Here is a 23430-nt window from a genome sequence, read left to right as displayed (position 1 = left end):
CTTCGTGACCGAGGGCCTTTTTAGCAGAGAACGGGCGCGGGCGGGGAGTTCGTTCGGTCACTCGCGCGGGAACCGTTACCATGATCGGCCCGTTCGCCGATTTCGACGCGTTCCCCGCAGTCTACTGTGGACGGTGGTCAGCCCGCCTTGTCGAGACTGGTGCGCAGCGACACCGGTTCGAGCAGGAGCGCGGCGAGCACGCCGAGCAGGGCGACCCCGGCGGAAACGGCGAAGATGTGCCCGGTCGCCTGGCCGTAGGCGGCGGCCGCCGGTGTTCCGTGCGCCGTTCGGCCCGCGACCTGACGGGCGAGGACCGCCCCGAGGACGGCGACGCCGATGGTGCCGCCGAGGGACCGGAAGAACGACACCGTGGCGCTCGCGGCGCCGACTTCCCGCAGCGGCACGGCGTTCTGCACGACCAGGACGAAGTTCTGCAGCGTCAGGCCGACCCCGGCGCCGACGAGCACCATGGCCACCGCGACGAAGGCCAGGGGCGTCCGTTCGCCGAGGAACCCGAGGAGGCCGAAGCCGGCGGTCAGGCTGATCGAGCCGGTGACGAGGCAGGGCTTGATGCGGCCGGAGCGGCTGACCAGCCGCCCGCCCGCGACCGAGGCGACGAGGATGCCGGCCATCATCGGGATGGTGAGCAGGCCGGCCTCCGTCGGCGTGCGGCCGCGGCTCACCTGGAAGTACTGGCTGAGGAAGACGGCGGCGCCGTACATCGCGGTCCCGGCGGCGAGGCTGCCGAGGATCGCCAGCGCGGTGGTGCGCTGCCGGATGATCCGGGGCGGGACGACGGGCTCGGCGGCGCGCGCCTCGACCCGGGCGGCGAGCCCCAGCAGGACGACGGCGCCGCCGACCATGACGGCGCTCGGCCACGACGCCCAGGCGAACGCGCCGCCGGCGAAGGACACCCAGATCAGCAGCAGGCTGACCCCGCCGGTGATGAGGGTGGCGCCCGCGTAGTCGATGCGGACGTCCGCCCGGCGGACGACCGGCAGGCGGAGTGTCAGCTGCAGCAGCACGAGGGCGGCGACGGCGACCGGGACCCCGACGAAGAAGCACCACCGCCAGCCGAGCCAGGAGGTGTCGACGAGGAAGCCGCCCAGAAGCGGCCCGCCGATGGTCGACACCGCGGTGACGCTGCTCTGGTAGCCGGCGTAGCGGCCGCGTTCCCGCGGCGGGATCATCGCGGCGATGGCGATCTGGACCAGGGCCTGCAGCCCGCCGACGCCGACGCCCTGCAGCGCACGGGCGCCGATCAGCTGCCCGGCGTCCTGCGCCAGCCCGGCGGCCGCCGAGCCGGCGATGAACACCGCCGCGGCGAGCTGGATCAGGGTCTTCTTGCTGCAGAGGTCGGCGAACTTCCCCCAGATCGGGGTGGCCGCGGTGGCGGCGAGCAGGGTCGCGGTGACGACCCAGGTGTACTGGGTGGGCGAGCCGTGGAGTTCGCGCAGCATCCGCGGCAGCGCGGTGGCGACGACGGTGCTGCTCAGGGTGGAGACGAACAGGGCGAGCAGCAGGCCGCTCAGCGCTTGCCGCACCTGCCGCCGCGCCGGGGCGTCGAGCGTGGTCACGGGCGCTCCGCGGGGGTGAGGTGCACGACGGTGCCGCCGGCGGTGAGGTAGAGGGAGCCGCCGGGCCCGGCGGCGAGGCCGGCGAAGGGCCGGGGGACGCCGGGCAGGCCGTGGGCGTGCAGGGCGGGGAACTCCCGGGCGGGCGCGGGGGTCCCCGGGAGTTCGAGCACGACCTCGGTTTCCCCGGTCGTGAGGTCGACCGCGACCACCCGGGCCCGGCCCGTTTCGGCGACGTACAACCAGTCGTCGACGACCGTTATCCCTTGCGGCGCTTGGAGGTCCTCGGCCACCACGGTCAGCTCGGAACCGAGGCGGTACACCGTGCCCCGCTCCTCGTCGCTGACGTACCACCGTCCCTCGCCGTCCGCCGTCACGTCCGCCGGGCGGCCGAGGCCGGTGGCCAGCTCCGTGACCGCGTCGCCCGCGTCGACGGCCAGGACGCGGCCCGCGCCGGCTTCGGCCACCACCAGCGTGCCGTCGGCGCGGACCCCGATGCCCAGCGGCCGGTCCAGGCCGGCGGCGCGGGTGCGGACCGCTCGCGTGCCCCGGTCGTACGTGCGGACCTGGCCGTACTGCGACGTCAGGTGGAGCAGGTCGCCGTCCGCCGCGATGCCGTGGGCGAAGGGCAGGAGCTCGGTCGTGGTGACGTCGCCGCGGGGCTCGGTGATGCGGTAGTGGTCGGCCGCGTGCACCGTGCCGCCGAGGTCGACCGTGACGCCGTAGGGCCCGGCAAACCCGCGGGGTGCGACCTCGCGCGTCCGCCCGTCGGGGTGCACCTCCGCGAGGCCGCCGCCGGCGAAGCTGGTGACGTACATGCGGTTCTCGGCGTCGAAGGCGGCGTTGTCCAGCCCGGGCAGCCCGGTGGTGAGCACCGACCGGCCGCCGGTGCCGGCCAGGTCGATCCGGGTGATCACGCCGGCCGCGCCGCGGGAGAGCACCAGCAGCGTCCCGGCCCGGTCGAACCGGACGGCGACCGGCTCGGGGACGTCCGCCGCGACCAGGTCCGGCGGGCCGCCGTCCGGCGCGATCCGGAAGACCTCGCCGGTGAGCATGTGCGGGTAGTACAGGTGCCCGTCCGGCCCGAGCTGCATGGCGTTGCCCATCGCGAGGTCGCCGGTGAGCACGGCCGGCTCGCCCGCGCCCAGTTCGAGCAGCCGGCCGCGCGGGATCATCTCGTTGACGAACAGGCGGTCGCCGGCGAAGGCGATCCCGTTGGGCAGCCGCACCCGGTCGGTGACGAGGCTGAACGTCGCGTCGGGGTGCCGCCGCCAGACGCGGCCGGGGACCAGGTCGGTGATGTACAGCGAGCCGTCCGGGCCGAAGGCGAGGTCGTCGGGGGCCTGCACCGGCCCGTCCGCGGCCACGATCACCTCGACGTCGCCGCTCGCCGGGTCGACGGCGCTGATTTCGCCGGCCAGGAACTGCGCCACGTACAGCCGCCCGTCCGGGCCGAAGGTGACGCCGTTCGAGCCGCGCAGGGGCGCCGGCCGGGTCAGCCGGCGCGCGCGGAAGCCGCTCACGCGCCGACCAGGACGCCGGCCGCCCCGCCGGCTTCGCGCCAGCGGCGCAGCAGGTCGTGGAAGACGACCGGCCCGGCGGCGAAGGAGTTGCCCGCCGGCCGCGGTTTGCCTTCGTTGTTGTAGTACCCGGGGGTGCACTCGGTGAGGAACGCGGAGGTGTCGCGGGCGTTCGCGCGGAGGCCGGCGACCCACGCTTCCTGGGCTTCGGCGGTCGGCTCGACGTACCGGGCGCCGCGCTGGGCGGCCTCGCCGACGACCGCGCCGATGTGCGTGGCCTGCTCCTGCAGGACGTGCACGAAGTTGACGGCGGTGGCGTTCTGCAGCGAGCCCAGGTGGAACAGGTTCGGGTAGCCGTGGCTGTAGAAGCCGTGCAGCGTCTTCGGCCCGCGCTGCCACGACTGCAGCAGGGGGACGCCGTCGCGGCCGTACACCGGCAGCGTGCCGGAGAGGATGCCGGAGACGCCGACCTCGAAGCCGGTGGCGAAGACGACGCAGTCCACTTCGTACTCGCGGTCGCCGACGACCACGGCGTGCTCGGTCATCCGGGTGATCCCGCCGTGGTCGGCGGTGTCGACCAGCGTCACGTTCGGCCGGTTGAACGTCTGCAGGTAGTGGTCGCTGAACGTCGGCCGCTTGCACATGTACCGGTACCAGGGCTTGAGCAGCTCCGCGGTCGCCGGGTCGGTCACGACCTCGTCGACGCGGGCGCGGATCTCGTTCATCTTCACGAAGTCCGCGAGTTCGTCGAGCCGCTCCCGCTCGTCGGCCGGCAGGGAGGTGTCGAGGGTGCCGCTGAGCATCTGCCGCTGCAGCCGGCCGGTACTGGTCCAGCCGTCGCCGACGAGGTCGTGCTCGGCGTGTCCGCCGGTGACGATGGTCAGGAAGTTGTCCATCCGCTCCCGCTGCCAGCCCGGCCGCAGGGACGCCGCCCACGCGGGGTCGGTGGGGCGGTTGCCGCGCACGTCGACCGACGACGGCGTGCGCTGGAAGACGTACAGCCGCCCGGCGTCCCGGCCGAGGTGCGGGATGACCTGGATCCCGGTGGCGCCGGTGCCGACCACCGCGACCTTCTTGTCCGCGAGCCGGTCCAGGCCGCCGTCGGGGCTGCCGCCGGTGTAGCCGTAGTCCCAGCGGCTGGTGTGGAACGTGTGCCCGCGGAAGGTCTCGATGCCGGGGATGCCGGGCAGTTTCGGCTGGGTGAGGGTGCCGGAGGAGACGACGACGTACCGGGCGCGGAAGGCGTCGCCGCGGTCGGTGCGCACCTGCCACTCGGCCGCGTCCTCGTCCCAGCGCAGCTCGGTGGCGCGGGTGTGGAACAGGGTGTCGCGGTCGAGGCCGAAGTGCTCCGCGATGGCGTTCGCGTGCTGCCGGATCTCCTCGCCGGGGGCGTAGCGCCACTTCGGCACGTAGCCGACTTCTTCCAGCAGGGGCAGGTAGGCGTAGGACTCGATGTCGCAGTGGATGCCGGGGTAGCGGTTCCAGTACCAGGTGCCGCCGAAGCCGCCGGCCTCGTCCAGTGTCCGGATCGTCGTCAGCCCGGCTTGCCGCAGGCGCGCCCCGGTGAGCAGCCCGCCGAAGCCGCCGCCGATCACGAGCGCCTCGACGCGGTCGTGCACGGTGTCCCGCTCGACGCGCTCTGTGTAGGGATCGGCGGCGTAGTAACCGAATTCGCCGGCCGCCCGCCGGTACTGGGCGGACCCGTCCGGCCGGAGGCGGCGGTCCCGCTCCGCCCGGTACTTCGCGCGCAGGGCTTCGGGGTCGAAACCGAGGTCGAGGCGTGCCGGCTGGGAAGACATGGGATCCCTTCCGCCTGCCCGGGGCAGGACGTGACCAGTGGTTAAATCAACTGCTTGATTTAGGTTAGCGTGAAGATCGGCCGGAAAGCCACCGGGTCCGGTGAATCCGACGCCGTCCCCGCCGGTCGCCGCGAGGCGTACGGTGGGGGTGTCACGGTTCAGCCGGGAGCCGTCCCCTCGTGCGCTCTGCGCGTCGTCTCTCGCTTCCAGGAGGCCGTGTGCTCGACCAGCTCGCCGTGCCGCGTCGGCAAGTGGATGTCCCGGCCGGGATGACCCTGCGGGTCACCGCCACGGCGGAGGCCACGGTGGTTGCCGTGCGCGGCGACGTCGACCTGGCCGTGCTCGCCCGGCTGCGCAGCCGGCTGGGCGAAGAACTCGACCTCGCGCCGCGGGCGCTGGTCCTCGACCTCACCGGCGTCGGGTTCTGCGGGAGCGGCGGCATCACGGAACTGCTCGTGGCCGCGTCCGAAGCGCACGTCAGCGGGGTGCCGTTCGCCATCGCCGCCGACGGACGCCCGGTCCTGCGCCCGATCCGGGTGCTGGGGCTGGAGCACGTGCTGCCGATCCACCGCAGTGCCGCCGCCGCGCTGGAGTGGCTGGCCGTGCTGCCGCGGCTGCTACCCGGCTGACCGCGGCGTCACGCCCGGTCTGCGCGCTCCCGCTGGGGCACGACGACGTACTTGGGGTCCTTTGTGGACTCGACGCCCGCCTCGAAGACCCCGAAGCGCTGCAACGCACTCCCGGCGAACAGTGCCGCCCCGGCCGCCACGGAGATCGCGCGGCTGCGGTGGCCCGCCAGCGCCCCGACCAGCCCGGCCACCGTCAGCCGTTCCGACCACTTCCGCAGCCGGTGCGCCTTGCCCGTCGTGTACGCCTCCGCCGTGAGGCCGAGCCGCTTCTCCAGCACCTTCGACGCCACCAGCTCCGTCGCCGCGCCCAAGACCGCCAGTGTCCGCGCCGGCCCGGCCTCCTCGACGGGGACCAGCACCATCGCGAAACCGCCCGAACTCGCCGCCGCCGAGCCGGTGAACACGAACGGCAGCTGCGGGTGGGCTTCGTGCCAGGCCGGGACCGCGGTCTGCGACAGCAGCACCGCCGTGTAGGACGCCACCGCCGGGGCCACGGCCGCCGACACGAGCCCGGCCGGCCGGGCCACCGCGCCCACGAGCCGGCCCGGCAGGCGCCGGCGCAGCCCGGCGGGCAGCACCTCGGCCGCCGCCGCGATCCCCGCCCCGGGCCCGAACGCGCTCAGGATCCACGTGCCCACGCTCATCGGCGACGTCGGCTTCGCGACGCGCAGCATGTGGTGGAACCGCGCCGGCCGCCCGAGGTCGGCGACCAGCAGGTAGACGCTGGCCAGCAGCGCGGCCAGCGAACCGGTGCGGCCCACCCGGCGCAGGGCCGGCCGCCCGGTCAGGTCCGCGCCCGCGGCCAGCAGCGACGTGCCGGCCGCGAGCCCGCCGGTGAACAGGTAGGCCGGCACCTTCCACTCCCACACCGGCGGCTTGAGCACCGGCCGCCCGTAGTAGGACCGGAACTCCGCCCGGGGCACCATCGGCTCTTCGCGCGTACCGTCGCCGCCGCCGCGTCTGCGCCGGCCGAACACGCGCGCCCGGGTGTCGGCGGCTCCGGCGTCGCTGCGGGGTTCGTGCGAGGTCACCGGCGCCTCCGTCCGAAGGCCGCGACGGCGGCGGCGAGCAGCGCCGACGCCGCCATCCCGGCGTACTTCCACATCGCGGGCAGTTCGCGCGTCGGCACCACCGGGTCCGGCGGCAGCCCGTAGACCTCGGGTTCGTCCAGCAGCAGGAAGAACGCGCCGTTCCCGCCGACGCCGTCCGCCGGGTCGTGGCCGTACAGCCGGGCTTTGGGCACGCCGCGTTCGTGCAGGTCTTCGACGCGGCGGGCGGCCCGCTCGCGCAGTTCGCCGAGCTCGCCGAACTGGATCGAGTCGGTCGGGCACGCCTTCGCGCACGCCGGTTCGAGGCCGTCGTGGAGCCGGTCGTAGCAGAGCGTGCACTTCTGCGCGCGGCCGTCACCCGGGCGCCGGTCGATGACGCCGTACGGGCAGCCGGAAACGCAGTAGCCGCACCCGTTGCAGATGTCCTGCTGGACCACGACCGTGCCGAACTCGGTGCGGAACAGCGCGCCCGTCGGGCAGACGTCGAGGCAGCCGGCGTGGGTGCAGTGCTTGCACACGTCCGACGCCATCAGCCAGCGGAAGTCGGTCCGGCCGCCGGCGCCGGTGTTCGCGCCCGGCAGGTCGAACGACGGCATCCCGAGGTCCTCCGGCGCCCGCGGCAGGGGCGAGGTGCCCAGCTCGCCGCCGCCGCGCGGGGCGTCCCGCAGCTCCTCGGCGACGAAGGCCGTGGTGACGTCGATCGCGGACGGCCCGGTCGGCAGCCCTTCGAGCCCGGGCGACTGCTCGCCGAGCGGGCGCTGCTGCTCGATGAAGGCCACGTGCCGCCACGAGTTCGCGCCGAGCGCGCCGGTGTTGTCGAACGACATCCCGAGCAGGTCGAGCCCGTCTTCGGGGACGCCGTTCCACTCCTTGCAGGCGACTTCGCAGGCCTTGCAGCCGATGCACACCGACGTGTCGGTGAAGAACCCGACCCGCGGTGGGTGCCCGGTGTGCCCGGCCTCCCCGGCGACGTCCGGCAGCGGGCCGGACAGCCGGTCCTCGATGGTCATGTCCCGTCCTCCTCGTGGCCGGGTTCGACGTGCCGCGTTCCGTGCACGGTCGCCACCTGCGTCCCGGTTTCCGCCGTGATGCCGGCGCGGTCCCGGTACGCCGCCAGCAGGGCGAGCAGCTCGGCACCGCGCGGGCGCCGGCCGGGCCGGACGTCGCAGGTGGTGACCTTGCTCTCCTGGATGAACACGTTGGGGTCCAGCACGACGCCGAACAGGTCGTTGACGACGTCCCGCGCCACCAGGCCGGAACCGCCCCAGTGGTAGGGCATCCACACCTGGTGCACGACCCGGTCCTGCACCCGCAGCGGCGCCATCCGGTCGGTGACGAAGACCCGCGCCTCGACGGCCGCCCGCGCGGTGATGACGTGCGCCCAGCCCAGGTGTGCAAGCCCGCGCTGCTTCGCCAGCTCGGGGGAGACCTCGACGAACAGGTCCGGCTGCAGCTCCGACAGGTACGGCAGGGTCCGGCTCATCCCGCCCGCGGTGTGGTGCTCGGTCAGCCGCGCGGCGGTGAAGACGAACGGGAACACCTCGCCGCCGGCCTCGGGCGGCGACGGGTGCGAGGGGTTGTCCCGGCGGCCGTAGACCTTCCGCGTCGGATTGCCCTGCTGCGCGTAGAACGGGTTCCGGAACGGCGATTCGTGCGGCTCGTAGTGCGTCGGCAGCGGGCCGTCGGCCAGCCCCGACGGCGCGAACAGCCACGCCTTGCCGTCCGACTGCATGATGAACGGGTCGTCGCCGCGCAGGGCGGCCGGGCCGACGGCGTCCGGCGGCGGGACGTGGTCCGGCGGCTTGGTCTTCTCGAAGTCGGGGACGTCGTGGCCGGTCCACTCGCCGCGGTCGGCGTCCCACCAGACCAGGGCCTTGCGTTCGCTCCACGGGCGGCCCTGCGGGTCGGCGGACGCGCGGTTGTAGAGCACCCGCCGGTTCAGCGGCCACACCCAGCCCCATTCCCGCGCGGCCAGGTCCTGCTCGAACCGGGACTTGCGGCGGGCGGCCTGGTTGACGCCGTCGGCGTAGACGCCGCTGTAGATCCAGCAGCCGCAGGAGGTGCTCCCGTCGGCCTTGAGCTCGAGGTAGCCGCCCAGCTCCCGGCCGGTGGTGAGGTCCTGGCCGTTGATCCGCCGCAGCACGTCCTCGGCGGACGGTTCGCCGCCGTGCACCTCGTAGTCCCAGGCGAGGTCGAGCACCGGCCGGTCGCGCTCGTCGTTGGAGCCGGCCAGCCGCTCGCGGAGGATGCGCCCGAGGTGGTAGAAGAACCACAGTTCCGACCGCTGGTCCGCGGCCGGCTCGACGGCCTTTTCCCGCCACTGCAGCATCCGCTGGGTCTGGGTGAAGGTGCCTTCCTTCTCGACGTGCGAGGCGGCGGGGAAGAAGAACACCTCGGTGCGGCACTGCTCCGGCACGATCTCGCCGGTCTCGATCTCCGGCGCGTCCTTCCAGAAGGTGGCGCTCTCGATCATCGTCAGGTCGCGCACGACCAGCCAGTCGAGGTTGGCCATGCCGAGCCGCTGCAGCCGGCCGTGCGCCGATCCGACGGCCGGGTTCTGGCCGAGCAGGAAGTAGCCGGACACCTTGCCCTCGACCATGTCCATGACCGTGCGGTAGGTGCCGTGGTCGCCGTTGATCCGCGGGAGATAGTCGAAGCAGAAGTCGTTGTCCGGAGTGGCCTTTTCGCCCCAGTACTCCTTGAGCAGCGACACGGTGTAGGCGTCGGCGTTGCGCCAGAAGCCCTTCTGCTTGTCGCCGCTGACGCTGCCGAGGTAGTCGTCGAGGGTGCCCTGCTCGGGCGTGGGCATCGGCAGGTAGCCGGGCAGCAGGTTGAACAGCGTCGGGATGTCGGTCGAGCCTTGGATGCTGGCGTGCCCGCGCAGCGCGAACACGCCGCCGCCGGGCCGTCCGATGTTGCCGAGCAGCAGCTGGATGATCGAGCCGGCCCGGATGTACTGCGCGCCGACGCTGTGCTGGGTCCAGCCGACGCTGTAGACGAGCGCGGCGGTGCGTTCGCGGCCGGAATTGTGCGTCCAGGCGGCACAGACGCGCTCGAAGAGCTCCTTCGGCGTCCCGCAGGTCGCCTCGACCATCTCCGGCGTGTAGCGGGCGAAGTGGCGCTTGAGGATCTGGAACACGCAGCGCGGGTGCTGCAGCGTCGGGTCGGCGGCGATCTCCTCGCTGCCGCCTTCGAGCACCGGGCCGCCCGAGCCGTGCTGGTCCGAGGACGACGTCTCCTTGCCGTGCCCGCCGTCCTCCTTCTTCCCGACGCTTTCGTAGTGCCAGGTGGCCGGGTCGTAGGCGGCCTTGGCCTCGTCGTAGCCGCTGAACAGGCCGTCCAGGTCCTCGGTGTCGCGGTAGTCCTCGGACACCAGGAAGGACGCGTTGGTGTAGGCGACGACGTACTCGCGGAAGTACAGGTCGTTGCTCAGGATGTGGTTGATCACCCCGCCGAGGAACGCGATGTCCGTGCCGGCGCGCAGCGGCACGTGGGCGTCGGCCAGCGCGCTGGTGCGCGTGAACCGCGGGTCGATGTGCAGCACCTGCGCCCCGCGGGCCTTCGCCTCCATCACCCACTGGAACCCGACCGGGTGCGCCTCGGCCATGTTCGAGCCCATGATCACGACGCAGTCGGCGTTCTGCAGGTCCTGCTGGTAGTCCGTCGCGCCACCGCGACCGAAGGAGGTCCCCAGACCGGGAACCGTGGCGGAGTGTCAAATCCGCGCCTGGTTCTCGATCTGGATCGCACCGAGTGCGGTGAAGAGCTTCTTGATCAGGTAGTTCTCTTCGTTGTCCAGGGTGGCGCCGCCGAGGCTGGCCAGGCCCATGGTCCGCCGCAGCGGCCTGCCGTGGTCGTCGGTGTCCTGCCAGCCCTTGCGCCGGGCGTCCAGCACGCGGTCGGCGACCATCTCCATGGCCGTGCCGAGGTCGAGTTCGGTCCACTCGGTGGCGTGGGGCGCGCGGTAGCGGACCTTCTGCTCGCGCTGCGGCCCGGTGACCAGCTGCTTGCTGGCCGAGCCCTTGGGGCAGAGCCGGCCGCGCGAGATCGGGCTGTGCGGGTCGCCCTCGATCTGGACGACCTTCTCGTCCTTGACGAAGACCTGCTGCCCGCACCCGACGGCGCAGTAGGGGCAGACCGACTTGGCGACCCGGTCGGCGCTCGCGGTGCGCGGGGCCAGCGCCGCGGAGTGCGGGGACTCGGCGGCCTTGCCGCGGCCGAGCGGGTCGGTGCCGGTGAGCTGGCGGTAGACCGGCCACAGCTCCAGCCACTTCCGTGGTCCCACGCCCACCTCCCGACCGCGTCGATCCCGCACGCGGCTACCCGCGCCTTCCCGAGCCTAAACCGCGAGGCCGCCGCCGTCAGGTCGAGAACGGCGACGAGGCCCCTTCCGCCCGCGTCCGGCCCCGCCGGCCCGCCGCGGCCAGCGGCTGGGCGATGTCCTCCAGCGACTTGCCCTCGGCGTCGACCGCCAGGAACCGGACCACCAGGCCGCCGGCGATCATCACCGCCGCGCCGAGCAGGTAGCCGACGAACAGGCGGGCCGGGTGCTCGCCGGTGCCGATCAGGGCGCCGTAGATGACCGGGCCCAGCGCGCCGAAGCACTGCGCGATCGCGAAGAACACCGCGATCGCCTTCGCCCGGACTTCCAGCGGGAAGATCTCGCTCACCGTCAGGTAGCCCGCGCTCGCCCCCGCGGAGGCGAAGAAGAAGATCACGCACCACGCGATCGTCTGGGTGATCGCGTTGAGCGCGCCCGCGTAGAACAGCACCGCCGTGATCGCGAGCAGGACCCCGGACACGACGTACGTCCCGGAGATCATCTTGCGGCGGCCGAGGGTGTCGAAGAGGTGGCCGATGGTGAACGGGCCGACCAGGTTGCCCACCGCGAACGCGATCAGGTAGATCGGCGTCGCCGCCGAGGACACCCCGTAGAACTTGCCGAGGACCAGCGTGTAGGTGAAGAAGATCGCGTTGTACAGGAACGACTGGCTGATCATCAGCGACGCGCCGAGGATCGCCCGTGACGGGTAGTCGCGGAACAGCACCCTGGCCAGCGCCACGTACCCGATCCGCTCGGCCGGGGTCACCTCGATCGCCTTCTTCTCGTCGACCGGGGGCAGCTCGCGGCCGGTGTGCTCGACCTCCTGCTCGATCTGCCGGATCGACTCTTCGGCGGCGTCCGCCCTGCCGTGCATGATCTGCCACCGCGGGCTCTCCGGCAGGTGCCGCCGCACCAGCAGGATCACCAGCCCGAGCACCGGGCCGATGAGGAAGCCCAGCCGCCAGCCCAGCGACAGGTCCATCCGGTTGAGCAGGATGTAGGTGCCGATCGTGCCGAGCACCGCCCCGGCCCAGTAGGTGCCGTTGACGGCGATGTCGACCCGGCCGCGGTAACGGGCCGGGATCAGTTCGTCGATGGCGGAGTTGATCGCGGCGTACTCGCCGCCGATGCCCATGCCGGCGACGAACCGGGTGGCGTAGAGGAAGATCACCCAGCCCGCGCCGTTGCCCAGGGTGAGCGCGGTCAGGCCGCTGCCGACCAGGTAGACGGCCAGGGTCAGCATGAAGAGGTTCCGGCGCCCCAGTTTGTCGGACAGGCTGCCGAAGAACAGCGCCCCGACCACCTCGCCGGCGAGGTAGATCGTCGCCAGCAGGCCCACCGCGGCCGACGACATGTGCAGCGTCTCGGGCTTGGTGAGGGTGTCGGCGACCGCGCTGGCCACCGTGATCTCCAGGCCGTCGAGGATCCAGGCGACCCCGAGGGCGATCACCATCCGGGTGTGGAACGGGGACCAGGGCAACCGGTCGATGCGCGCCGGGATCAGCGTGCGCACCCCGGCCGACGCCGGATCGGGTGTTGCCGCCATGACAACCTCCTTGAGAGCGAACCGCCCCGCGTGACTTCCCCCGCCCGCCCCCGGCGAAACACGATCGGGTCGGCTGCCACGCCGAGCGCCGGTGCCGGCCGCGAGTTCCGCCGCCCGGATGCGGAACCGCTGAGCCGGCCCGAGCTGTCCTCAGTGGACGGGTGGGGGTCAGCCGGCTGCCGCCGTGAGCAGGCTTTCGAGGCGGGCGGCGACCCGGTCGAGCGGCACCGTGCTGCGTTGCGCGCGGCACAGCGCCACCGCGCCTTCGGCGGCCGCGACGACGAGAGTCGCGAGCTCCTCGGCTTCGCCGTCGGCCACGCCGTGGTCCCGCAGGCTGTCCGCGAGCTGCGTCTCCCAGCCGTCGAACACCGCCGCCGCGGCGGTGAGCACCGCGAGGCGGTCTTCGTCCGGGGCCTCTTCGACCGACACCGCGAGCACCGGGCAGCCGGCCCGGAATTCACTGCCGACGAGGACTTCGCGCCACAGGGCGAGGAAGGCGCGCAGCCCGTCGACCGGTCCGGCCGCCAGCTGCCCGGCCAGCATCCGGCCCACCGTCTCGCCGGCGAACCGCACCGCCTCGGCGGCGAGCTGCTGCTTGCCACCGGGGAAGTAGTGGTACGTCGAGCCCAGCGGCGTCGCCGCGTGCTTGGCGACCTCGCGGATGCTCGTCGCGTTCAGGCCGCGCCGCCGGATCATGTCGGCCGCGCCGGCCACCAGCCGGCGCCGGGCATCCGCCTCGGTCATCGCACTCCTTGTTTATAACAGTCGTCATAGTGTAGCGTCCGCCCCCGTTATAACGAGTGTTATAACGGCGGAGGCGAGGAGCTGTGCCATGCCGATGATCGAGCTGACCGTCCCCGCGGGGGCGTTGACCGCCGCGGGCCGCGAGAGCGTGCAGCGTGACCTCGCGGCCGTGCTGCTGCGCTGGGAAGGCGCCCCGGACACGGCGTTCTTCCGCGCGCAGGCGTGGAGCTACCTGCACGAACTGCCCGCCGGGGCGCAGACCACCGCGGAGGACGGCGCGCCGCGGTTCCGGGTCGACGTCACGGTGCCGCAGGGTGCGGTGTCCGACCGGCGCAAGGCGGGCCTGGTCCGGGAGGCCACCGCGACCGTGCTGGCGGCCGCCGGGCTGGGCGAGGCCGACGCGCCGCGGGTGTGGGTGCTGATCCACGAGCAGCCCGGGGGAACGTGGGGCGCGGGCGGCGAGGTGGTCCGGTACGCCGAACTCGTCGCGCTGGCCCAGCGGGCCCGGGAGGCGGCCGGTGCGTGAACTGACCTACACCGGGCGCCACGCCGTCGAGTGGCGGGAGGTCCCGGATCCGGTCCTGGCTTCGGACCGGGACGCGCTCGTCGCCCCGGTGGCCGCGACCTCCTGCGACGTCGACTCGGCGATCCTGGCCGGGCACGGCCCGCTCGCCCCGCCGTTCGCGCTCGGGCACGAATGCGTCGCGCGCGTGACCGACGTCGGCGACGCGGTCACCCACGTGGCGCCGGGTGACCTGGTGGTCGTGCCGTGGGCGATCGCCTGCGGGGCCTGCGAACGCTGCCGGGCCGGGCTGACCGCGCACTGCACGTCGGTGCCGCACATGGCGATGTTCGGCGCCCCGATCGGCGGCCGCAGGGGCGGCCTGTTCTCGGACCTGGTCCGGGTCCCGTGGGCGGACGCGATGCTCGTGCCGCTGCCGCCCGGGCTGGACCCGGTCGCGATGGCGGCCGCGAGCGACAACTGGTCGCTGTCGTACCGGCTGGTGGCACCGCACCTGCGGGCGAAACCGGGCGCGCGGGTGCTGGTGCTCGCGCGGGGCAGCATCGGCCTCTACGTCTGCGACATCGCCCGCGCGCTCGGCGCGTCCGACGTGCTCCACGTCGACCCCGATCCGGCGCACCGGGCGATCGCCGGGACCTACGGCGCCCGCACGGCGGCGGCGATCGAGCCGGTCCACCACGGGTTCGAGCTGGCGGTCGAGGCCACGGGCCGGGTCGAGGAGCTGGCGACGGCCCTGCGCTCGCTGGCCCCCGAGGGGTGGTGCGAGAGCGCGGGCAACCACTTCCGCCCCGGCGCGCTGCCGCTGCTGGAGATGTACCTGACGGGGGTGAACCTGCGCATCGCCCGCGACAACGTGCGCACGCACCTACCCGACGCGCTCGAGCTGGCCGGCTCCGGCCGGGTGGACCCCCGGCGCGTGGTGTCGGACGTCTTCGGCTGGGAGCAGCTGCCCGGGGCGCTGCCGGAGCGGCACCTCAAGCCGGTGTTCGTGCGGGACCTCGCGGGTGCCGCCGGATCAGGGTGACTGCGGCGCAACGGTTTCCCGCGCACGCGGTGCGGATCAGCGCGGACCCTTGAGCGAAGCGAAATAGGCGTTGGACGGACTCGGGTGATTCACTCATAATGACCGAATTCGCCGGCGGCGCCGCCGCCGGGGCGCGGAAACGGGCCGTCACCGGCCGGTGCTGCCGTCGATCAGTTCGCGGAGGATGTCGGCGTGCCCGGCGTGGCGGCCGGTCTCCTCGATCAGGTGGACCAGCGCCCAGCGCATCGACGGCGCCGGGCGGCCGGGGCGGGCCACCGGCATTGTCAGGTCGGGGCAGGCGTCGATGACGGCGTTCGCCCGCTCGCACGCCGTGCGGTAGTCCGCCAGCACCGAGGCGACGGTCTCGGCCGGGCCCGGCCGGAACGTGCCGGGCCAGCTGCCGGGTTCCTCGCCGAGGAAGGTGAACCGCTCGACGTGCGCCAGGTGCCGGACCAGGCCCAGCAACGACGTCCCGGACGGCACGCCGGGCGTCCGGACCTGCGGTTCCGGCACGTCCTGCGCCTTGGCGGCCACGGCGGCCCGCAGGTGGTCGAGGAAGCCGCGCAGCACCTCCTTTTCGGTGGGCCCGGTGCGCGGGGGCGGGGTGTCCCGCCGTCGGGTTCGGGGCATCGTGCGTCCTTTCAGCGGGTGCGGTGGACCAGCAGCAGGTGGTCGACGACCTCGGCGGTCCGCCCGCCGGGCCCGGTGGCGCGGCGGGGGAGCGCGTCGGCGCGTTCGACGGTCCACCCCGCCGGATCGAGCGACGGCACCCGCGGGGGCGGGGGAGCTTCCCGGTTCCACGACCACGGCGCGACGGACCCGTGCTCGACCACGAGCAGCCGGCCGCCGGGGGCGAGCGCCCGCGCGGCCCGCCGCAGCACGGTGTCGCGCGGCAGCGGGAAGGACGTGTGCAGGTAGAGCGCCGAGACGAGGTCGAACGCGCCCGCCGGGAACGTCGCCGCCAGGTCGTGCCGCTCGCCGGTGATCCGGTCGCCGAGCCCGGCCTCCCGCGCGCGGCGGGCCAGCCGGCCGAGGGCGACGGCGGAGATGTCGGCGGCCGTCACGCGCCAGCCGTGCCGGGCCAGCCACAGCGCGTCGCCGCCGGCGCCGGACCCCAGGTCGAGCGCCCGGCCGGGGGTCAGCGCCGAGACGACTTCGGTGAGCCGGACGTTGGGGGGCGGCTCGCCGCCGGGGCGGTGGGCCGCGTGGTGGCCGTCCCAGAACCGGGACGCTTCGGTGGTCGTCATGGCTCCACCCTGACCCGGCCCTGGCGATTCCGGCACGCTTTCTTGCGGTTCCGGCAAGATGGCGGCATGAGCGACGACTTCGAGGACGTGCTGCACGCCGTCGGCCCCCGGCTGCGGGCGCTGCGCCGGCACCGCGGGCTGACGCTGGCGGACGTCGCCGGCACGACCGGGGTGTCGGAGAGCACGCTGTCGCGGCTGGAAAGCGGGCAGCGGCGGGCGAGCCTGGAACTGCTGCTGCCGCTCGCCCGCGCCTACGACGTCCCGCTCGACGACCTCGTCGGCGCGCCGCGCACCGGCGACCCGCGCATCCACCTCACCCCGATCCGCCGCCACGGCATGACTTTCGTGCCGCTGTCCCGGCGGCCGGGCGGGATGCAGGCGTACAAGATGCTCATCCCCGGCGCCGACCCGCCGCCCGTTCCGGACCACCGGATCCACGAGGGGAACGAATGGCTGTACGTGCTCCAGGGGAACTTGCGGCTGGTCCTCGGCGAGCACGACCTCGTGCTGCCGCCGGGCGAGGCCGCGGAGTTCGACACGACGATCCCGCACTGGCTGGGCACGGCGGACGGGAAGGCGGTCGAGCTCCTCATCCTGTTCGGCCGCCAAGGCGAACGGGCCCACCTGCGCGCCCGCGCACACTGAAATCCTGTTTCGGCGCAATTGTCCTTTTGCGACAGGCGAAATCCCGGCCGAGGTCGCGGGGACCGGGTTCGAAGATCACTCCAATGGGCGATGGGTCCCGCGGGGCGGACAGTTAGATTTTCCCGTAGTGGCCGGATTTCCGGTGCGCTACCTCAGGGGGAGGATCTGCCGTGGCCGGTGGGATCGATCGTGCGCGAAGAATGTCCGGGTCCCGGGTGCTGACCGTGCTGGGCACGGTGCTCGCCCTCGTCGGGGCGTCCACTTCGGTCGTCGCCGCGGCACCGGAACCCACCGCGGCCGCGACACCCGCCGCCGCCCCGAAACCGGCGGATTTCGGTCCGGACGCGGCGAAATCCGCCGATGTCGCCGTCGACGGCTACGGGGACGCGCAGGGTTACCACGTCGCACTGGGCCGGGAAACCGCCGGGTTCGCCTGGCGGGAGGTCGCGCTGCTGCACCCGGCCGGGTTCGACGACGGCTCGTGGACCGGCTACCAGTGCGTGTCCGGCGACGGGAAGTACGCCGCCGTCGCGATTCTGCCCGCTTCGGCGGTGAACACCCAGGCCGCGCGCGACCACGGCGCCTTCGCCTACTCCGTCGACCTCGGCAGCGGGGCGGTGCACGCGCTGGCCGGCGGCGTCGGCCTCAAGTACTACTCGCCCGGCTGCGGCACCGGGACCACCGCCGTGTTCACCGTCGCCCTCGACGGGCAGACCCGGCTGCTCACCGCGAACCTGGCCACCGGCAAGATCGACGCCGACGTGACCACGCCGGGCCAGCTCACCTCCGCCGTCCCGGCCGGGGCCGGCGTCGTCGGCGTGGCCGGAAACCGGCTGGTTTCCGTGCCCGCCAAGGGAAACCCGGCCGTGCTGGCCACCCTGCCCGGTGACGTCTACGACGTGCGCCCGGCCGCCGACGGCGGCGTCAGCTTCCTGCACACCCGGCCGGGCACCCGCACCGCGACCGCCGCGCACGAGCACGGCGGCGTGGTCACCCCGCTCGGCTCCGGCGACCTGAGCCGGGTGCAGCTGTTCCAGGGCCGCGCGGGCCACGCCGTGCTCTCGGGCGCCGACCCGGCCGCCCCCGCCGCGCTGGCCGCCGCGGGCGTCCGCAACGTGGGCGACGGCCCGCTCGCGCACGGCGCCGCCGCGTCCTCTTTGGACGGTGACGCGCTGCTCGGCCCGGACGCCGACGGCAAGAAGTCTTCGCCCGCCTTGCTCGCGACCAGGACCGGCAAGGTGCTCGCGCCCGCCGTCCCGGCCGCGGCCAGGGCCGCCACCACCGCCGTGCCCACCTACTCCGCCGCGCCGAAGGCCGCCCAGGCACCGCACCAGAACCGGCTGAGCCCGCAGGGTGACGCGGCGGCGGCGAAGGCGGCCCCGAACACCACCCAGGCGCAGACGCCGAAGTGCGCGGTGCCGCCGCTCGCCGCGAACCGCCAGGTGCTGCAGCCGAACCCGGCGCAGGTGAACTGGGCGGTGCAGATGGCCGAGCAGGGCCTGCTGACCGGCAGCGCGTACACGCGCCCGGCCGGGTTCGGGAACATGGGCCTGGTCGCCTACGCCCCCAACAGCGACTTCCCGCTGATCCCGCTGTCGCACCCGTCGGGCGGTTCGAACTCGGTGCCGCGGTCGATCTTCGAGGGCATCATGGCCCAGGAGTCGAACTGGTCGCAGGCGTCGTGGCACGCGCCGGCCGGCACCGCGGGCGACCCGCTGATCGCCAGCTACTACGGCGCGGGCGGCGACATCGTCTCGATCAACTACGCCGCCTCCGACTGCGGTTACGGCATCAGCCAGGTCACCGACGGCATGCACATCGGCGACCACTCGCTCTCCGAGCACGGCCAGTGGAAGGTCGCGGTCGACTACCAGGAGAACATCGCCGCCGGCCTGCAGATCCTGGAGAGCACCTGGAACCAGCTCTACACGGCCGGGATCACCGCGAACAACGCCGACCCGCGGTACCTGGAGAACTGGTACTTCGCGGCCTGGGCGTACAACTCGGGCATCCAGCCGAACGCGGCCAACGGCAACACCACCGGCTGCACGCCCGGCCCGTCCTGCACCGGCCCGCACGGCACGTGGGGCCTGGGCTGGACCAACAACCCGGCCAACCTGGACTACCCGCCCAACCGCGACCCGTACCTGCAGGACACCTACGCCGACGCGGCGCACCCGGCGAGCTGGCCGTACCAGGAGCGCGTGCTCGGCTGGACCGCGAGCCCGCTGATCCGCTACAGCAACCCGGCGTACGCGAAGCCGACGTACAACGGCGGCCAGCACTGGGTGCAGCCCGCGCCCTACACCGCGATGTGCTCGATGGCGGCCAACCAGTGCGACCCGAACAGCACCAACACCTCCAACCCGGGCGCGAGCCACTGCATGCTGGACGACTTCCAGTGCTGGTGGCACAACCCGGTGACGTGGATCCCGACCTGCGCCACGACGTGCGCGACGAGCCCGTACGCGGTGTCGGGCGGGTCCGAACCGGCGAACCCGACGCAGAACCCGCCGACGTGCAGCCAGGACACGTCGAAGGTGCCGGGCGGCTCGATCATCGTCGACGACGAGCCGAACCGCCTGAACCTGCAGGGCTGCGGCGGCGCGAACTGGTCGGACAACGGCACGTTCACCTACACCTACGGGACGAACTCCGCGGGTGACCCGATCGGCGCGATCGACACCCACCAGCTCGGCACCGGCCTCGGCGGCCGGGTGCTGTTCACCCACACCGAAGACGGCTCGAACCCGGCCCTGATCAACACCGGCGTGTGGACGCCGAACCTGCCGTCGCTGCAGTACTACAAGGTCAAGCTGCACCTGCCCGGCCTCGGGGCGCAGGCGACGAACGTCGTCTACACGATCAACCCGGGCGGCGGGGTCTCGCCGTGGAAGATCCGCGTCAACCAGGCGTGGAACTCCGAGCAGTGGGTGACGATCGGCACGTTCGCCATGCAGAACGGCGCCACCGTCACCCTGAACAACAACGGCAGCTCCCAGGACCAGGGCGGCTACGGCTATTCGGACTTCGACGTCGCCTTCGACGCGATCGCGTTCGTGCCCCAGGGCGGCACGCCGGGCCAGCCGATCGGCGGCCCGCCCGGGGTGCAGGACGAGCCGAAGGGCTCCAACCCGTCGTGGGTGCAGTGCGGCTGCGGCCGGCGCACCGCGGGCGACCCGGTCGACACGGCGACCGGCACGTTCGGCGAGGACTTCACCGACCTCAGCACGCCCGGCCGGCTGCCCCTGGCGTTCAAGCGCAGCTACGCCGAAAGCGTCGCCGACCCCAACGGGCCCAACAAGGCGCTCGCCGCCGACGGTCCGTTCGGCTTCGGCTGGACCGATTCCTACAACCTGACGTCCGCGACCGACGCCGGCACGGGCAACGTCACGGTGAAGCAGGAGGACGGTTCGGCGGTCACCTTCGTCGCCGGCGGCGGTGCGTACACGGTGTCGGCGCCGCGGTACGACGCGACCCTGGTCAAGTCCGGCTCGACGTACGTCTACACCCGCCGCGGCAGCCAGGTCTTCACGTTCGACGCCGCCAGCGGCCGGCTGACGGCGATCACGGACCCGGCCGGCAGCAAGGCTTCCCCGCCGTACCAGCTCACCCTCGGCTACGACGGGTCCGGCCACCTGGCCACCGTCACCGATCCCGCGAACCGGGCCTACACGCTGACCTGGACCGGGAACCACGTCACGGCGCTGACCGACCCGGCCGGCCGCAAGGTCACCTACGGCTACGACGCGGCCGGGAACCTCACCGACGTCTACGGCGTGGGCACCACCCGTACACCGTCCACACTGGACGACGACCACGCCCGCTACACCTACGACGGCAACCACCTGATGACGTCGATGCGGTCCCCGGCCGACTTCGGCGGGCCGGCGACGGCGGTGACGTCGATGGTCTACGACAGCGCCGAGCGGGTGAAGACGCAGACCGACCCGAACGGCCACACCACGACGTTCACCTACGGCCCGGACGGTGGCCTCGCCGCCGGTCAGACCCTGGTGACCGACCCGGCCGGGCACAAGACGCTCGACACCTACCAGAACGGTTTGCTGGTCTCGGAAACGAAGGGCTACAGCACTGCCGATGCCGGGACGACGTCGTACACCTACGACCCGGTGACCCTCGGGGTGAGCACCAAGACCGACGCCGACGGCGACCTGACCACCTACTCCTACGACGACCACGGGAACCGGACGGCGGAGTCCGACGCGCTCGGCTTCACCACGAACTACCAGTACGACGACGCCGGGAACCTGATCGAGACCATCGATCCCGGCGGGGTCGCGACGGTGAACCAGTACGACCAGGCCGGCCACGTCCCCGCCGGCGCCGCCGGGGTGCACGACGTCACCGCCACCACCCGGACGAAGGCGAACAACGTCGTCGAGTCGATCACCGGCAACTTCGGCCCGGCCCCGGCCCGGACGGCGAACTACTTCTACGACGACGCCGCCCACCCGGGCGACCGGACCCGGGTGACCGACCCGAACGGGAAGACCACCACGACGGCGTTCGACACCTTCGGGGACAAGGTCTCGGAGACCGACGGTGCCGGTGACAAGACCCAGTACGGCTACGACACCGCGACCGGGTTCCGGACGTCCCAGGTCGACGGCAACGGCACGGCCGCGGGGGTCGTCCCCGGCTGCGTGCCCCCGGCCAAGGGCTGCACGACCTACGGCCACGACGCCCACGGCAACGTCACGTCGACCACGGACCCGCTGGGCCACGCGACCACCACCGCCTACGACGCCGACTCGAACAAGAAGTCGGTGACGGACGCGAACCACCACACGACGGCGTGGACCTACGACCCGGCCGACCAGCCGATCCGGACCACCAACGCCGACAACAGCACCCAGGTGACCGACTACAACCCCGACGGCACGGTCGCCGACACCGTGGACGGGCTGACCGCGCAGACCACCTACGGCTACGACGGGCAGGGCCGGCGCGCCTCGCGCACCGACCCGGACCACCGCACGACGACGTCGCACCTCGACCCGGCGGGCCGCGCGCTCACCACGACCGATCCCACCGGCCGGGTCACCACCTTCGGGTACGACGCGGCCGGCCGGACGAAGTCGGTGTCCTATTCGGACGGTGTGACCCCCGGCGTCACCTTCGGGTACGACCCGTCGGGCCGGAAGACCAGCATGACCGACGGCACCGGTACGTCGACCTGGACGTACAACAGCTTCGGCGAGGTCATCGCCCAGACGCAGGGGTCGGGGGCGGCGGCCGGCTACGGCTACGACGACAACGGCAACCAGACGTCGATCACCTACCCGGGCCACGCGACGGCGGTGATCCGCACCTTCGACGACGCCGAGCGGCTCAAGACGGTGACGGACTGGAACGCGAACAAGACCACCTTCGGGTACGACAACGACAGCGGGGTCAAGACCGCGGCCTACCCGAACGGCACGACCGTCACCAACGGCTACGACGACGCGGCGCGGCTCGCGTCCACGTCGGCCGCCACCGGGAGCACGACGGTGTTCTCGATGACGTTCGGGCGGGATCCGGTGGGGCAGCTGGCGTCCAGCCAGACGGGCTCGGCGTCGCAGACCTACGGCTACAACCCGAAGAACCAGCTGGCCGCCGAAGGCACGACGACCTACGGCGTCGACGCGGCCGACAACCCGACCAAGGTCGGCGCGGCCACCCAGGCCTTCGACGCGGCCGGGCAGCTGTGCTGGACCCTGCCGTCCGGCACGGTCGCGAACCCCGCCTGCGGCACGGTTCCGGGCGGTGCGACGGCGTACACGTCGGACGGGCTGGGCGGCCGGAAGACGGCGGGCTCGACGACCTACACCTACGACCAGGCGGAGCGGCTGACCGCGGTCAACGGCGCGACCTACCGGTACGACGGCGACGGCCTGCGGGTGGCGAAGACCGTCGGCGGTACCACCACGACGTTCGTCTGGGACGCGGGGCAGACGCCCAGCCTGCTCTCCGACGGCACGAACGCCTACCTGTACGGCCCCGGCGGCGCGCCCATCGAGCAGATCGGCGCGGCCGGTTCGGTGTGGTTCGTGCACGACCAGGTGGGCTCGACCCGGGCGTTGCTCGACGCCTCGGGCGCGGTGGCCGGCACGTACACGTACACCCCGTACGGCGTGGCGACGCACAGCGGTGCGGCGGCGACCCCGCTGCAGTTCACCGGGCAGTTCGCCGACGCCGAATCGGGGCTGGTGTACCTGCGTGCCCGCTTCTACGACCCCGTGACGGCGCTGTTCTTGACGGTGGACCCGAAGGTCGACCAGACGCGCACGCCGTACGCCTACACCTCCGACAACCCGCTCAACCTGACCGACATCACCGGGCTGGACTGGTGGAACCCGTTCAGCTGGACGGACAAGACCTGGAGCACCATCGGCACCGTCGCCGGTTACGTCGGGACGGGAGTCGCCCTGGTCGGGATCGGGCTGGCCACGGCAGGCCTCGGCGACGTCGTGATCGGGGGAGTGGTGACGGTCGGCGTGGTCGCCGACGTCACCGCGACCACGCTCGGCGCGGTGAGCGCGGGGGTCACGTGCTACCACCAGCTCGTCAGCATCGGGTGCGGCCTGGGCATCCTGTCGACGGCGCTCGGCGGGTTCGGTACCTGGGCGGACTGGGGCTTCGCGCCCGGTTCGTGGGGTATGTACGCCAATGTGAACTCCTTCACCTCAGGCGTCGCGGGCACGGTCTGGAACTGGAGCGAGGGCGGTGGTGGCGGCGGCGCGGCGGCCGCGCCCCGCACGTATTCTCCGTACGGCGGGCGGGCGATCGTCTGCTGAGGC

The 23430-nt window shown here is 73.0% G+C and carries 15 protein-coding genes; 5 read left to right on the top strand and 10 right to left on the bottom strand.

The window, feature by feature from the left end; all coding sequences use genetic code 11:
* Positions 1-137: 137 nt before the first annotated feature.
* Genes ABZW17_RS12490 through ABZW17_RS12480 form a run of 3 tightly spaced genes read right to left on the bottom strand, consistent with a single transcriptional unit; the run spans position 138 to position 4893 of the window.
* Positions 138-1577, bottom strand: a complete 1440-nt coding sequence (locus tag ABZW17_RS12490; protein WP_354812590.1) for an MFS transporter — start codon at positions 1575-1577, stop codon at positions 138-140.
* Entirely contained in the window at positions 1574-3097 is a 1524-nt protein-coding gene (locus ABZW17_RS12485; protein ID WP_354812588.1) for a hypothetical protein, read from the bottom strand. Before ABZW17_RS12485 ends, ABZW17_RS12490 begins: the two co-directional genes overlap by 4 nt.
* On the bottom strand, positions 3094-4893 hold the full coding sequence (locus tag ABZW17_RS12480; RefSeq protein WP_354812586.1) for an NAD(P)/FAD-dependent oxidoreductase: 1800 nt from the start codon (positions 4891-4893) through the stop codon (positions 3094-3096). Before ABZW17_RS12480 ends, ABZW17_RS12485 begins: the two co-directional genes overlap by 4 nt.
* A 218-nt stretch (positions 4894-5111) precedes the next feature.
* On the opposite strand from ABZW17_RS12480, the gene ABZW17_RS12475 reads away from it, so the two are divergent.
* Positions 5112-5522 (top strand): STAS domain-containing protein, encoded by a 411-nt coding sequence (locus ABZW17_RS12475; RefSeq protein WP_354812584.1) that lies wholly within the window; start codon positions 5112-5114, stop codon positions 5520-5522.
* Between the two features lie 8 nt (positions 5523-5530).
* Here ABZW17_RS12475 and nrfD read toward each other — a convergent pair whose 3' ends face one another.
* The 5 genes from nrfD to ABZW17_RS12450 form a co-directional block, all read right to left on the bottom strand.
* The gene (gene nrfD, locus ABZW17_RS12470) at positions 5531-6553 is read right to left on the bottom strand and encodes an NrfD/PsrC family molybdoenzyme membrane anchor subunit (RefSeq protein ID WP_354812582.1); all 1023 of its coding nucleotides are present in this window, start codon (positions 6551-6553) and stop codon (positions 5531-5533) included.
* Complete coding sequence (locus tag ABZW17_RS12465; RefSeq protein WP_354812580.1) at positions 6550-7581, bottom strand: 4Fe-4S dicluster domain-containing protein; 1032 nt, start codon at positions 7579-7581, stop codon at positions 6550-6552. The genes nrfD and ABZW17_RS12465 overlap by 4 nt, the downstream gene beginning before the upstream one ends.
* Positions 7578-10856 (bottom strand): formate dehydrogenase, encoded by a 3279-nt coding sequence (gene fdh / locus ABZW17_RS12460; RefSeq protein WP_354812578.1) that lies wholly within the window; start codon positions 10854-10856, stop codon positions 7578-7580. The genes ABZW17_RS12465 and fdh overlap by 4 nt, the downstream gene beginning before the upstream one ends.
* A 76-nt stretch (positions 10857-10932) precedes the next feature.
* Positions 10933-12441, bottom strand: coding sequence for an MFS transporter (locus tag ABZW17_RS12455; RefSeq protein WP_354812576.1), 1509 nt, complete (start codon positions 12439-12441; stop codon positions 10933-10935).
* A gap of 168 nt (positions 12442-12609) precedes the next feature.
* Positions 12610-13185, bottom strand: a complete 576-nt coding sequence (locus ABZW17_RS12450; RefSeq protein WP_354812574.1) for a TetR/AcrR family transcriptional regulator — start codon at positions 13183-13185, stop codon at positions 12610-12612.
* 88 nt (positions 13186-13273) lie between these two features.
* On the opposite strand from ABZW17_RS12450, the gene ABZW17_RS12445 reads away from it, so the two are divergent.
* Entirely contained in the window at positions 13274-13711 is a 438-nt protein-coding gene (locus ABZW17_RS12445) for a tautomerase family protein (protein ID WP_354812572.1), read from the top strand.
* Positions 13704-14732, top strand: a complete 1029-nt coding sequence (locus tag ABZW17_RS12440; RefSeq protein ID WP_354812570.1) for an alcohol dehydrogenase catalytic domain-containing protein — start codon at positions 13704-13706, stop codon at positions 14730-14732. Before ABZW17_RS12445 ends, ABZW17_RS12440 begins: the two co-directional genes overlap by 8 nt.
* A 147-nt stretch (positions 14733-14879) precedes the next feature.
* Here ABZW17_RS12440 and ABZW17_RS12435 read toward each other — a convergent pair whose 3' ends face one another.
* Together ABZW17_RS12435 and ABZW17_RS12430 are read right to left on the bottom strand one after the other, a co-directional pair.
* Positions 14880-15362 (bottom strand): DinB family protein, encoded by a 483-nt coding sequence (locus ABZW17_RS12435; RefSeq protein ID WP_354812568.1) that lies wholly within the window; start codon positions 15360-15362, stop codon positions 14880-14882.
* Positions 15363-15373: 11 nt separating this feature from the next.
* A complete protein-coding gene (locus ABZW17_RS12430) occupies positions 15374-15979 on the bottom strand; it encodes a class I SAM-dependent methyltransferase (protein ID WP_354812566.1) in 606 nt (201 codons plus the stop codon).
* A gap of 66 nt (positions 15980-16045) precedes the next feature.
* On the opposite strand from ABZW17_RS12430, the gene ABZW17_RS12425 reads away from it, so the two are divergent.
* Together ABZW17_RS12425 and ABZW17_RS12420 are read left to right on the top strand one after the other, a co-directional pair.
* Entirely contained in the window at positions 16046-16624 is a 579-nt protein-coding gene (locus ABZW17_RS12425; RefSeq protein ID WP_354812564.1) for an XRE family transcriptional regulator, read from the top strand.
* Between the two features lie 200 nt (positions 16625-16824).
* Positions 16825-23427 (top strand): RHS repeat-associated core domain-containing protein, encoded by a 6603-nt coding sequence (locus tag ABZW17_RS12420; protein WP_354812562.1) that lies wholly within the window; start codon positions 16825-16827, stop codon positions 23425-23427.
* Positions 23428-23430 lie beyond the last annotated feature (3 nt).

Origin of the sequence: Amycolatopsis sp. NPDC004625 (assembly GCF_040609695.1) — a bacterium.
In the GTDB taxonomy this organism is placed as follows: domain Bacteria; phylum Actinomycetota; class Actinomycetes; order Mycobacteriales; family Pseudonocardiaceae; genus Amycolatopsis.
The sequence above is the reverse complement of the archived record's forward strand: the minus strand, read 5'-3'. Positions and strand labels throughout refer to the sequence as shown.